Raw genomic sequence first — 12,910 nt, 5'->3', positions numbered from 1 at the left:
TCAATGAGAAAAGCTATTGAAACATTAAAGAATATATGGAAAATTGAGGATCTGAGACAACGGATCCTCATCACCATATTGTTTGTGGCGATTTACCGTTTTGGTTCGTATGTTGTGCTACCTGGTATTAATCCTGGTATGCTGGCACAATTGCATCAACAAACAAGCGAAGGCCTATTAGCCTTGTTAAACATGTTCTCAGGAGGAGCTTTTTCTAATGCATCTATTTTTGCATTAGGAATTATGCCTTATATTTCTGCGTCTATCGTTATCCAGTTGTTAGGAATTGCGGTTCCGTATTTTCAGAAATTGCAACGCGAAGGTGAGAGTGGCAGAAGAAAGATGAACCAGTATACTCGTTATTTAACGATTCTTATCCTATTGGTTCAGGCTCCTTCTTATTTGCTCAATCTTAAAATGCAGGCTGGACCTTCTTTAAATGCTTCATTAGATTGGACTCTGTTCATGGTTACTTCTACCATTATTTTGGCAGCTGGAAGTATGTTTATCTTGTGGCTTGGTGAAAGAATTACAGATAAAGGTATTGGTAACGGTATTTCATTTATCATCTTGATTGGTATTATTGCCCGTCTTCCTCAATCTCTTTTCCAAGAGGTTATTTCACGTGTGAGTGAAAAAGGTGGTGGTATGATCATGTTTTTATTTGAAATGGTATTCCTGCTGTTGGTAATTGCAGCTGCAATCCTCTTGGTGCAAGGTACAAGAAAGATTCCTGTACAATACGCGAAAAGAATTGTTGGTAATAAACAATATGGTGGTGCTAGACAGTATATTCCTTTGAAGGTGAATGCTGCTGGTGTAATGCCGATTATTTTTGCTCAGGCAATTATGTTTATTCCTATCACTTTTATTGGTTTTTCTAATGCTAATAATGTAAGTGGTTTTGTGCGTGCATTTACTGATCATACGAGCTTCTGGTATAATTTTGTTTTTGCTGTAATGATTATACTGTTTACGTATTTTTATACTGCAATTACAATAAATCCGAATCAGATGGCTGAAGATATGAAGAGAAATAACGGTTTCATCCCGGGTATCAAGCCTGGAAAGAAAACAGCTGAATATATTGACGATATTATGTCACGTATTACATTGCCTGGTTCTTTCTTTTTGGCATTGGTTGCTATTATGCCTGCTTTTGCTGGTGTATTTGGTGTGAAAGCTGAGTTCGCTCAATTCTTCGGTGGTACATCTTTGTTAATTCTTGTAGGTGTGGTTCTTGATACACTGCAGCAGGTTGAAAGTCATTTGTTGATGAGACATTATGATGGTTTGCTGAAGTCGGGTCGTATTAAGGGACGTGCTGGTGTAGCTGCATATTAATTCTTTCAATAGAAATGATATTTCTTAAAACAGAGGATGAAATAGAGCTACTCCGTCAGAGTAACTTGCTTGTAGGAAAAACATTGGCTGAGGTTGCCAAATTAGTAAAACCGGGAGTTACTACCCGAGAACTGGATAAAGTTGCAGAAGAGTTTATTAGAGATAATGGGGCTATTCCAACTTTTAAAGGATTTCCGAATCAGTATGGTGATCCGTTTCCGGGTTCTTTATGTACATCTGTGAATGAGCAGGTAGTACATGGTATCCCAGGAGATATTGTCTTGAAAGAAGGTGATATTATTTCTGTGGATTGCGGGACATATATGAATGGTTTTTGTGGTGACTCAGCTTATACGTTTTGTGTAGGTGAAGTGGACGAAGAAGTTCGTAAATTGTTGAAAGTTACTAAAGAGGCATTATATATAGGCATTCAGAATGCTGTGCAAGGTAAGAGAATAGGTGATATCGGATATGCTGTTCAGCAATATTGTGAATCACATTCTTATGGAGTAGTGCGTGAATTTGTTGGCCATGGGATTGGTAAAGAAATGCATGAAGATCCGCAGGTACCTAATTATGGTAAAAGAGGATATGGCACGCTTTTAAAGAAAGGACTTTGTATTGCAATTGAGCCTATGATTACCCAAGGTGACCGGCAAGTGATAATGGAGCGTGACGGATGGACTGTGAGAACAAGAGATCGGAAATGTGCCGCACATTTTGAGCATACTATTGCAGTAGGTGCGGGAGAAGCCGATATTCTTTCATCATTTAAATTCATTGAAGAAGTTTTAGGAGATAAAGCAATTTAGTATATGGCAAAGCAATCTGCAATAGAACAAGATGGAGTTATAGTTGAAGCATTGTCTAATGCAATGTTTCGTGTTGAATTAGAAAACGGACATGAGATTACTGCTCATATCTCAGGTAAGATGCGAATGCATTACATCAAAATTTTACCGGGAGATAAAGTAAGAGTTGAAATGTCTCCTTACGACTTATCGAAAGGAAGAATTGTATTTAGATATAAATAAAATAAGATATGAAAGTAAGAGCATCATTAAAGAAACGTACGCCAGAATGTAAGATCGTTAGACGTAATGGCCGTTTGTATGTTATTAACAAGAAAAATCCTAAGTATAAACAACGTCAAGGATAATTTATTATTTTTGCAAAAAAAATAATTTAGTATATGGCTATAAGAATAGTTGGTGTAGATTTACCTCAGAATAAGAGAGGTGAGATTGCGTTGACCTATGTATATGGAATAGGTCGTAGTAGTTCAGCAAAAATTTTAGATAAGGCTGGTGTAGACAAAGATCTGAAGGTAAAAGACTGGACAGATGATCAGGCTGCAAAGATTCGTGAGATTATCGGTGCAGAGTATAAAGTAGAAGGTGATCTTCGTTCTGAAGTTCAATTGAACATTAAGCGCTTAATGGATATTGGTTGTTACCGTGGTGTACGTCATCGTATCGGTTTGCCTGTTAGAGGTCAAAGCACTAAAAACAATGCACGTACTCGTAAGGGTAGAAAGAAAACCGTTGCTAATAAGAAAAAAGCTACTAAATAATAATTGTTGATATGGCAAAAAAAACAGTCGCAGCTAAGAAGAGAAATGTAAAGGTGGATGCTAATGGACAATTGCATGTTCATTCATCTTTCAACAATATTATTGTTTCTCTTGCAAATAGTGAAGGGCAGATTATTTCTTGGTCTTCTGCCGGAAAAATGGGATTTAGAGGTTCTAAAAAGAATACTCCTTATGCAGCTCAGATGGCTGCCCAAGATTGTGCAAAAATCGCATATGATCTTGGCCTGAGAAAGGTAAAAGCATACGTAAAGGGACCGGGTAACGGACGTGAGTCTGCCATCAGAACTATCCACGGTGCAGGTATTGAAGTTACAGAAATTATTGATGTAACTCCGCTTCCACATAATGGTTGTCGTCCTCCAAAAAGACGTAGAGTTTAAGATTTACCTTTAATTAAAATGACACTTGATTTTGTTTTTGGATTGCATCAATTTCTTCTCTGTAATCGCGGCTGCAACAAATTAAGTTCATGAATAAACAATTAAATATTTAAAAAGAAAATGGCTAGATATACTGGACCAAAATCAAGAATAGCCCGTAAATTCGGTGAAGGTATCTTTGGAGCTGATAAAGTTTTATCTAAGAAAAACTATCCTCCCGGACAGCATGGAAATTCAAGAAAAAGAAAAACTTCAGAATATGGTGTTCAGCTGCGTGAGAAGCAGAAAGCTAAATACACTTATGGAGTATTAGAAAAACAATTCCGTAACTTGTTTGAGAAAGCAGAAGCCGCTAAGGGTATTACTGGTGAGATTCTTCTTCAGTTATTGGAAGGTCGTCTGGACAACATAGTATTCCGTTTGGGAATCGCTCCGACTCGTGCTGCTGCTCGTCAGTTGGTAAGTCACAGACATATTACTGTTGATGGACAGGTAGTGAACATTCCTTCATATGCAGTAAAGCCAGGGCAGCTGATTGGTGTTCGTGAAAGATCTAAATCTCTGGAAGTTATTGTTAATTCTCTTGCTGGTTTTAACCATAGTAAATATGCTTGGTTGGAGTGGGATGAATCTACAAAGGTTGGTAAATTGCTGCATATTCCTGAGAGAGCAGACATTCCTGAGAACATTAAAGAGCATTTGATCGTTGAATTGTATTCTAAATAATAATTAATTTCATGGCGATATTAGCATTTCAAAAACCTGATAAAGTATTAATGTTGGAAGCGGACTCAAGATTCGGTAAATTCGAATTTCGTCCGTTGGAACCCGGTTTTGGTATTACTGTAGGTAATGCATTACGCCGTATCCTCCTTTCTTCATTAGAAGGTTTTGCTATCACCACTATTCGTATAGACGGTGTTGAGCATGAATTTTCTAGTGTTCCTGGAGTAAAAGAGGATGTTACCAACATTATCTTGAATCTGAAGCAAGTGAGATTCAAGCAAGTAGTTGAAGAATTCGAGAGTGAGAAAGTAAGTATCACGGTCGAGAATTCGAGTGAATTTAGAGCAGGTGACATAGGTAAGTATTTGACTGGATTTGAAGTGTTAAATCCGGAATTAGTTATTTGTCATTTAGATTCTAAGTCAACTATGCAGGTTGATATTACAATCAATAAGGGCCGTGGTTATGTCCCTGCTGACGAAAACCGCGAATATTGTACCGATGTGAATGTAATTCCAATTGATTCTATTTACACCCCGATACGTAATGTTAAGTATACTGTAGAAAACTTCCGTGTGGAACAGAAGACTGACTACGAAAAACTTATACTTGAGATTGCTACGGATGGTTCCATTCATCCAAAAGAAGCACTGAAAGAAGCTGCAAAGATTCTGATTTATCACTTTATGTTATTTTCTGACGAAAAGATTACTCTTGAGAGCAATGACGTTGATGGTAACGAGGAGTTTGATGAAGAGGTATTGCATATGCGTCAGTTGTTGAAAACTAAACTTGTTGATATGGACTTGTCAGTTCGTGCCCTCAATTGTTTGAAGGCTGCTGATGTAGAGACCCTTGGCGATTTAGTACAGTTCAATAAAACTGATTTGCTGAAATTCAGAAACTTCGGAAAGAAATCGCTTACCGAGCTTGATGATTTGCTGGAAAGTCTGAATCTATCGTTTGGAACCGACATTTCTAAATATAAATTAGATAAAGAATAAAAAATGAGACATAATAAAAAATTCAATCATTTAGGTCGTACTGCTTCTCATAGAAGTGCTATGTTATCTAACATGGCTTGTTCTTTGATCAAGCACAAAAGAATCACTACGACTGTAGCAAAGGCTAAAGCATTGAAAAAATTTGTTGAGCCTTTGATTACGAAGTCTAAAGAAGACACTACGAATTCTCGTCGTGTCGTATTTAGCAATTTGCAGGATAAGATTGCTGTAACAGAATTGTTCAAAGAAATCTCTGTGAAAATTGCTGATCGTCCGGGTGGTTATACTCGTATCATTAAGACTGGTAATCGTTTGGGTGATAATGCAGAAATGTGCTTTATTGAACTCGTTGACTACAACGAAAATATGGCAAAAGAGAAAGTTGCTAAGAAAGCTACTCGTACTCGCCGTTCAAAGAAAGCTGCTGCAACTGAAGCTGCTCCTGCTGCAGAAGCTCCTGTTGTTGAAGAACCGAAAGCCGAATCAGCGGAATAATTTAATACTTATTCTTATAGATATAAGAAAGGTCACCTCGAAAGATGGTGGCCTTTTTTGTTGCCAAGTCTAAAGATACTTTAATTTTGTTTTTCTTTAAACATTTAAATAAAATAATCTGTTATATTTGCAGATAGATATGGCTAAGTTTATAAAGGTAATATTGCTTTTGTTGTTTGCTGTAGCACTTCATGGTGTGGCTAACAATTTTTTCGCTGAAAAACCAGTGGAAACTCAGGAGCATGCACAAGTATATAAAGTCGACTCCCAGCAAGTCAGCACCGCTCAGTTGCCATATTTGCCAGAAGGAGAGCTTTCAAGTGCATCACAATCTCACCAGATTGCTACCTCCCGTATCCAACGTATTAATTTGTTAGAATATTCGACATCCTTAAGAGCGTTGGCTCAGCAGCTACAACAGCGAGATGCGGCTTTGGCGCAACATTGGGGGCGAATATATGATACTACAACTTCTTTTAGTTGCCATCCGGCAAGTGAATACTATGTATTCGCTCTTCGACGTATTATTATTTAGGAATTTATTTTATTAGTTCTGTTTCATTTCATCGGTAGTACAATAGAATGTATTACCAGTTATTTAATTACTGTTTTACTAATAATTTAAATTTATAATAATATGACAACTCCAGCTATTGATGCAACTATTTTTGCGTCATCTCATCCTGATATTGCAAAGCGTACAAGTGTTTCCGGACTTATTTTTTCCGGTATTATGTTACTAATCGGTGTACTGGCATTTATTTCTACTTTTGAGATGGAAGATCGTTCTTCTACTTTGAGCATGGGATTGATGGTTTTAGGTACCGGATTATTTTTAATTGGGATTTTTCGTCTTTTCTGGAAATCAAAGGAAGTGGTTTATTTGCCTACGGGAAGTATAGCAAAAGAACAGAGTGTCTTCTTTGATCTGAAGTATATGGATCAGTTGAAAGAGATTGTAAAGTTGGGAACTTTCTCTGCCGATACAAACTTAAAAGGTGGGACAAGTGGTAATCTTCGTATGGACATAATTCTTTCTGAAGATAAGAAGTTTGCAGCAGTACAGCTGTTTCAGTTTGTACCTTATACTTATAATCCAATAACTTCGGTGCAGTATTTTACTAATGGAGAAGCATCGGCCGTTGCTGATTTTCTTTCAAAATGTAGATTACATTAAATTCTTATATTGAGTGATTTATTTTTTTGAGAAGGTATAGGCTAAGAGCTTTATTATATTTCTTTTATAATAGAGATTGCGTCTTGCCTGCCATCTCCTTCACGAACGGATAATGATTTTCCCTTCGAACTTTAAAATCCAAATGTTTTTTCGTGTTGGATATAATTAATATTAGTTCGTTAGGATGTTCTTTCCTATTACAAGTATAGGATCTAAATTATATTTAACTTAGCTTTAGCAATCTTATGTAACTATAGTGGTGGTTGCATGAGATTGCTTTTTACTAATGCATTTCGGATATTTATTATTATTTTGTCATTTGTTGATGAAGGTTTTATTATGATTTATCTTTTTGGATGAATGTAGATATCTATAAAAGCATCTGAGTTTTTTTATTTTGTATAGTAATTCATGTGTTATTGAATGGTGGTACTTTCGTATTTGATGATATCTTTAATTTGTCCCGCACTTTTTATTATCAGTTTTTTGGATTAATTCCTATTGCTAATTGTTAATGTTTATATTTAGTCCCATCCTTAACAATAACTCTTATAACAATCTCTCAGTCTACAAGAGAAAAAGAGAAGGTTATAATTGTTGTAAAATATAGAATGTTCGTTTCACTTCCTGTCTTTTAAGTAGATTCCTTCTTGCTATAATACATCTGTGTTATAAATTGAATTGTTTGTAATTAGATGTTGGTGATATTCGCGTTATATTTGTCAGAGTATCTATTTTATAATTGTTATCTTAAAGCTATATGTACTTATGTATATACAAATGAAGCGAATGTTAGTTGGAATTTTATGTGCTTTTTCTTTTTTACAATCTTCTGCCCAGTTGCGGCAACAGTATATATTGAAAGATAATTGGGAATTCCGATCTGATAAATCGGGTGCTGATGCTATTTGGGAAAAAGTAACAGTTCCTCATTGCTGGAATGCGGAAGATGGTATAACTGCCGATTATTATCGTGGAACAGCTCAATATCGTTATCACTTAAGCATATTACCAGAAATGTTGAAGAAACGTGTTTTTTTGCGTTTCGAGGCAGTTAGTCAGGTTGCAGATATTTTTATTAATGGAATAAAAGTTGGTACACACAAAGGAGCATTCAATGCTTTCTGTTTTGAAATAACCTCTTTGTTGAAGAAAGGAGACAATCTTTTAGAGGTCAAAGTATCGAATAGTCCAGATAATGATATTGCTCCTCTAGCTGGAGATTTTACTGTTTTTGGGGGGATTTATCGTCCTGTATCATTACTCTTATTGCCTAAGACGTGTATAACTCCATTAGATTATGCTTCTTCTGGGATTTATATTCATCAGGATCAGGTCGATTCAAAACGGGCTGAGTTATCCATTGTGACAAAAGTTAATAGTAGTCAGCCCGGGAAAGCATTATCTGTTAGAACCAGTGTGTTTAATGCCCAGGGGAAAGCAATAGGTAGCACCACAACTACCAATAAGTCATATGTAAAAGGAGAAACGGCTAAGTTTATTAATAAGCTGAATATAGATCGTCCTATCTTATGGGATGGGTGTAAGTCCCCCTATTTGTACCGTGTCTTTGTAGAGGTGTTGAAAGGTGATGCGGTTGTGGATACACTATCCCAATATACTGGATTGAGATACTATACTGTTGATGCGGAAAAAGGCTTTTTCCTGAATGGTAAACCTTATAAAATTAAAGGTGTAAACAGACATCAGGACCGGGAAGGTAAAGGATGGGCTATATCGAATGAAGATCATAACGAAGATATGGATCTGATTAAAGAAATAGGAGCTACCGGAATCAGGTTGGCACACTATCCGCATGCCGATTATTTCTATTCTTTATGTGATCGGGAAGGTATGTTGGTCTGGGCGGAAATTCCCCTTATCGGTAAGGCAAATACCAGTTCTGCTTTTACGGAGAATATAAAGTTACAACTCACGGAATTGATTCGACAGAATTTTAACCATCCATCTATTTTTTGCTGGAGTCTGTTTAACGAATTGTCTGAAGGCGAGGTCAAGAATTTGATTGGAGATTTAAATGATCTGGCTCATCAGGAAGATCCGGGACGTTTGACAGTAGCTGCTGCTAACATAGAGAACAGGCCGGAGAATAAAGTCACAGATATTATGGCTTACAATACTTATCCGGGATGGTATTGGGCTCAGCCTTCCATGATGAAATCTTCGGTAGCACATTGGAACCGTTTGGTTGGAAACAAAGGTATTGGTGTCAGTGAATATGGAGCTGGGGCTAACGTCTGGCATCACCAGCAGGATGTTAAATCGGCCCCAAGGACTGATGGGATTTTTCATCCGGAAGAGTGGCAGTCTATTGTACATGAACAAAATTATCAGGCAATAAGCGATTGTAACTTTGTCTGGGGATCTTTCGTCTGGAATATGTTTGATTTTGCAAGTGCTTCCAGGAATGAAGGAAATTTACCAGGACGAAACGATAAAGGTTTAGTAACCTACGACAGAAAGATTAAGAAAGATGCTTTTTATTTCTACAAGTCAGCTTGGGTGGAATCACCTGTTCTACATATTACAAGTAAAAGAGATGTGGCAAGGAGAGATTCGGTTACAGATGTAAAGGTATATTCCAATTGCGAAAATATTCGTTTGAAAGTGAATGGACAAGAGTGTGGAAATCCTATAAAGAGGCAAAATATTTATATTTGGCAAGGCATTGGTCTAAGGAAAGGCGAAAACCAGATTGAAGTTTGTGGCGATAGAGATCGTCATGTTTTATCTGAAAAATGTAATTGGATTCTTTTATAATGTAATAATCAGCATCATGGGAAAATATCTGTTTTTAATTCTAATATTTTGTATAAATCCGATTTATTCATATAGCCAGAATGTAGCAGATCTGGTAAACCCGCTTATTGGAACGGCCATTAAGGGTGAGGGAGGTACGGTACCTTTTGTGGGTCCTCCTTTTGCAATGACCAATTTTTTACCTCAAACCAGGGAGAATAAAATGGGAAGTATGGCGTATGTTTACGATGATGAGTCTATAATGGGCTTTTTAGGATCTCATCAACCAACTATATGGATGGGAGATTATGGATATGTATCAGTTATGCCACAAATCGGAGAGGAGATAAGAGTACTTCCGGAAGATCGAAAAATGAATTTTAGTCATAAGGATGAGAAGGCCTCTCCCTATTATTACTCTGTTACTTTAACCGATAAACAGAATAACCGGATTTTTACAGAGATGACTGCTTCCGGACGTTGTGGCATTTTGAATTTTCGTTTTCCTAAAAATAAAACTCCCCGGTTGATTATTCAGGGTATAAATTTGAATCCGCAGTTGAACGATTGGTGTAATCATTATAATCAGCGTCTCCAGAAAATCAAAGGCTGGATGAAGATTGATACGCTGAATAATGAAATTGTGGGGTATAATCCAGACAGGCAGTCGGCTCAGTTAGGGCCAGACCTACCCAATTTTAAAGGTTATTTTGTCATTCGTTTCAATTGTGATATAAAGGATTTTGGTTGTTGGAATGATTCTATTCTTTACCCGGGAGTCGAGGAGCTATATGGTACACGTATGGGAGCATATATTAATTTCTCTCAAAAGGATAAGGAAATAAAGGCTCAGATAGCTACCTCTTTTATAAGTCTGGAGCAAGCCCGCTTGAATTTACAGCGTGAAATACCCGGATGGAGTTTAAAACAGGTATATGAGAATACTAAAAAAGAATGGAATGATAAATTATCCCGGTTAACTATCAAAGGAGGAAGCGAAAGAGATGCCCGTATTTTTTATACGGCACTGTATCATTCTTATCTTTTCCCTCGCGAGTTTTCTGAATATGGAAGATATTACAGTGCATTTGACGACCGGATTCATGAAGGTATTTCGTATAATGATTATTCTTTATGGGATACATTCAGAGCTTTTCATCCCCTGATGACGTTGCTGGAACCACAGTTAACCGGTGACTGGATCACTTCATTATTGCAAATGTATAAAGAAGGCGGCTGGCTTCCTATGTGGCCTAATCCAACCTATACCAATATTATGATAGCCACTCATGCGGATGCAGTTATTGCAGATGCCTATATGAAAGGGATTCGTAACTTTGATGTCAATCTGGCCTATGAAGCTATACGAAAAGATGCAATGGTTCCTCCTGATTGCGATACAAATAGAAAATACGGTGACCGTGATTATTGGACTTCTTATGAAGGACGTGCAGGAGCAAGTTATTACCATTCGATAGGATATGTGCCGGATGATAAAACAGCCGAATCGGTTTCAAGAACACTGGAATATGCATATGATGACTGGTGTGTAGCACAAATGGCGAAATCGTTAGGGAAGATGGAAGATTATGCCCATTTGATGCGATTTAGTGGAAATTATAAAAACTTGTACAATCCTGAGAAAGGTTTTTTCTTGCCTCGTAACTATGACGGAACCTGGATTGATCTGGATGATAATTCACGGCATGGATTGACGGAAGGTTCGAAGTGGACTTATTTGTTTTGTGTCCTTCAGGATATTCCCGGAATGATTGATTTGATGGGAGGACCACAGGCTTTTTCTGATAAGTTGGATCGGAATTTTGAAGAAGATCATTATAAGCATGATAATGAGCCAGGCCATCATTATATCTATTTATATAATTACTGTAATGAACCCTGGAAGACCCAGGAGTTAGTGCGGAAGCATGTAAAGCTGAATTATAAAGATACTCCTGATGGTGTAAACGGAAATGATGATTGTGGGCAAATGTCTGCCTGGTATCTTTTTTCTGTTATGGGATTTTATCCTGTAACTCCCGGGAGTAATGAGTTTGCCATAGGTGCTCCTCAATTTTCAGAAATTAAAATTCGGTTGAAAGATCATGATCTGTTAATAAAAGCAGATAATCTTTCGGAGGAGAATAAATATGTCCAATCCGTGTTTTTGGACGGAAAGAAAATTCTGAAACCATTTATTAATTATTTTGATTTGATCGGTGCTAAGGAGATTCGCTTTGTTATGAATGATCGTCCAGGTGTGTATTGATAAGCTTGTTTGTATACTATCCTTTTCATACTTACGAAAGTCAGGAATGAAACTTACCTTTCTTTCTGGAAAAAGCTCTCTTTCTTATTGGACAAACTATAATCGCAAGTTTGGGTTATACAAATGAAAGTTTTAGTTGTAAGATTAAAACTTTTAGTTTTATAACCGAAACTTTCAGTTATAGATTTATTAGGAAGAAAGGTATCTTTCTATTGGGAGAAAATACTTTATTTTTAGGAAGAAAAGAGGATTATTATTGAAAGATGACGATGAGGGGAAATAATATTATGAAATCAAAGTCGTTACACATATTTTCTTGTCCATTCCAGTTTATGTCAATCTCCAGGTTAGTAGGGTGACCATCGTTATCATCAATCCACTTAAATCCGTTAATAAAACTTTCATCTAAAATGAGATGATCTATTTCTCTGTTTTTGTAAACAAGTTTTTTCATTTTATTTTCATTGATTCAACCCAAAAATTCGGCACTCCATTGTAATGATCTATAATTCTCTCTTCTACAGCATGGGCCTCCCATACAGCACATATTTCCAATCCCTCACATTCCTCTCTGGTAGCTTTTGTCACTTCTCCTGTATTGGGATTATATAATTCGAACTGTGTTTCATTCAGTGCATCTTGTATACATTGCATTGGAAGAATTTTAAGATCTTCTCGGATAGGTAGTTTTCCTACTTTCAACCAAAGTCCGGTTGATATTACATCCCTATACACCGATACTATAAATAATACCGGTTTTTCAAACAAAATACTCAGATCTTCTAATTCAGGAACTTTGGTGTAAATATCAAAAAAAGCGATACCGTTTTCCAATAATTGTGCATAGTTATAATACCCGTTTTTCAAGTCAATCTTCACTATTGATCCGGGGGGTCTTCTTTGTCTTTTCATCTTAATTTCAAATTTTAATTATGGTATTCCAAACTGTTTTTCTGCTTCTTCCGAGTACTGCTGTTCCCTCACTCTGATATTATCCGGATTGGAGGAAGTTTGATCCAGCTTTGTAGTGTATACCTTAACTTATATTGACTTTTTTACTCATATATCAACTATGAATTGAGTGGCTGAATAAAGATTGTCTATCGGAAGATATCACCCCAAACCTCATGGTTTTCCTGATCGAATATGATACTATTATCA

General features: G+C 36.6%; 15 protein-coding genes. 13 read left to right on the top strand and 2 right to left on the bottom strand.

Features of this window, described 5'->3' with window-relative positions; translation table 11 throughout:
* Window positions 1-3: 3 nt before the first annotated feature.
* The 13 genes from secY (at window position 4) to ACESQI_RS20480 (ending at window position 11,749) form a co-directional block, all read left to right on the top strand.
* On the top strand, window positions 4-1,344 hold the full coding sequence (gene secY / locus ACESQI_RS20540; RefSeq protein WP_002558054.1) for a preprotein translocase subunit SecY: 1,341 nt from the start codon (window positions 4-6) through the stop codon (window positions 1,342-1,344).
* 14 nt (window positions 1,345-1,358) lie between these two features.
* Window positions 1,359-2,156: a type I methionyl aminopeptidase gene (map, locus tag ACESQI_RS20535; protein ID WP_002558053.1), complete on the top strand. Its 798-nt coding sequence runs from the start codon at window positions 1,359-1,361 to the stop codon at window positions 2,154-2,156.
* Between the two features lie 3 nt (window positions 2,157-2,159).
* Complete coding sequence (gene infA / locus ACESQI_RS20530) at window positions 2,160-2,378, top strand: translation initiation factor IF-1 (RefSeq protein ID WP_002558052.1); 219 nt, start codon at window positions 2,160-2,162, stop codon at window positions 2,376-2,378.
* Window positions 2,379-2,386: 8 nt separating this feature from the next.
* Window positions 2,387-2,503, top strand: a complete 117-nt coding sequence (gene ykgO, locus ACESQI_RS20525) for a type B 50S ribosomal protein L36 (RefSeq protein WP_002558051.1) — start codon at window positions 2,387-2,389, stop codon at window positions 2,501-2,503.
* Window positions 2,504-2,536: 33 nt separating this feature from the next.
* The gene (gene rpsM, locus ACESQI_RS20520) at window positions 2,537-2,917 is read left to right on the top strand and encodes a 30S ribosomal protein S13 (protein ID WP_002558050.1); all 381 of its coding nucleotides are present in this window, start codon (window positions 2,537-2,539) and stop codon (window positions 2,915-2,917) included.
* 11 nt (window positions 2,918-2,928) lie between these two features.
* Window positions 2,929-3,318: a 30S ribosomal protein S11 gene (gene rpsK / locus ACESQI_RS20515; RefSeq protein WP_002558049.1), complete on the top strand. Its 390-nt coding sequence runs from the start codon at window positions 2,929-2,931 to the stop codon at window positions 3,316-3,318.
* 120 nt (window positions 3,319-3,438) lie between these two features.
* Window positions 3,439-4,044 carry a 30S ribosomal protein S4 gene (gene rpsD / locus ACESQI_RS20510; RefSeq protein WP_002558048.1) on the top strand — a complete coding sequence of 202 codons (606 nt, stop codon included), beginning with the start codon at window positions 3,439-3,441 and terminating at the stop codon, window positions 4,042-4,044.
* An 11-nt stretch (window positions 4,045-4,055) separates the two neighbouring features.
* The gene (locus tag ACESQI_RS20505) at window positions 4,056-5,048 is read left to right on the top strand and encodes a DNA-directed RNA polymerase subunit alpha (RefSeq protein WP_002558047.1); all 993 of its coding nucleotides are present in this window, start codon (window positions 4,056-4,058) and stop codon (window positions 5,046-5,048) included.
* Window positions 5,049-5,051: 3 nt separating this feature from the next.
* A complete protein-coding gene (gene rplQ, locus ACESQI_RS20500) occupies window positions 5,052-5,543 on the top strand; it encodes a 50S ribosomal protein L17 (protein ID WP_007487384.1) in 492 nt (163 codons plus the stop codon).
* Window positions 5,544-5,682: 139 nt separating this feature from the next.
* On the top strand, window positions 5,683-6,078 hold the full coding sequence (locus tag ACESQI_RS20495; protein ID WP_007487383.1) for a hypothetical protein: 396 nt from the start codon (window positions 5,683-5,685) through the stop codon (window positions 6,076-6,078).
* Between the two features lie 102 nt (window positions 6,079-6,180).
* A complete protein-coding gene (locus ACESQI_RS20490; protein WP_007487381.1) occupies window positions 6,181-6,720 on the top strand; it encodes a hypothetical protein in 540 nt (179 codons plus the stop codon).
* 768 nt (window positions 6,721-7,488) lie between these two features.
* On the top strand, window positions 7,489-9,501 hold the full coding sequence (locus tag ACESQI_RS20485; RefSeq protein ID WP_373126986.1) for a glycoside hydrolase family 2 TIM barrel-domain containing protein: 2,013 nt from the start codon (window positions 7,489-7,491) through the stop codon (window positions 9,499-9,501).
* A 16-nt stretch (window positions 9,502-9,517) separates the two neighbouring features.
* The gene (locus tag ACESQI_RS20480; protein ID WP_373126984.1) at window positions 9,518-11,749 is read left to right on the top strand and encodes a GH92 family glycosyl hydrolase; all 2,232 of its coding nucleotides are present in this window, start codon (window positions 9,518-9,520) and stop codon (window positions 11,747-11,749) included.
* 253 nt (window positions 11,750-12,002) lie between these two features.
* Here the strand turns inward: ACESQI_RS20480 and ACESQI_RS20475 are convergent, their stop codons facing one another.
* Both ACESQI_RS20475 and ACESQI_RS20470 read right to left on the bottom strand, forming a co-directional pair.
* Window positions 12,003-12,203 (bottom strand): hypothetical protein, encoded by a 201-nt coding sequence (locus tag ACESQI_RS20475; RefSeq protein WP_007487377.1) that lies wholly within the window; start codon window positions 12,201-12,203, stop codon window positions 12,003-12,005.
* Window positions 12,200-12,661 (bottom strand): Imm26 family immunity protein, encoded by a 462-nt coding sequence (locus tag ACESQI_RS20470; RefSeq protein WP_278510066.1) that lies wholly within the window; start codon window positions 12,659-12,661, stop codon window positions 12,200-12,202. The genes ACESQI_RS20475 and ACESQI_RS20470 overlap by 4 nt, the downstream gene beginning before the upstream one ends.
* Window positions 12,662-12,910 lie beyond the last annotated feature (249 nt).

The organism is Bacteroides sp. HPS0048 (assembly GCF_964240755.1).
Taxonomy (GTDB): Bacteria; Bacteroidota; Bacteroidia; order Bacteroidales; family Bacteroidaceae; genus Bacteroides; species Bacteroides nordii.
The sequence above is the reverse complement of the archived record's forward strand: the minus strand, read 5'-3'. Positions and strand labels throughout refer to the sequence as shown.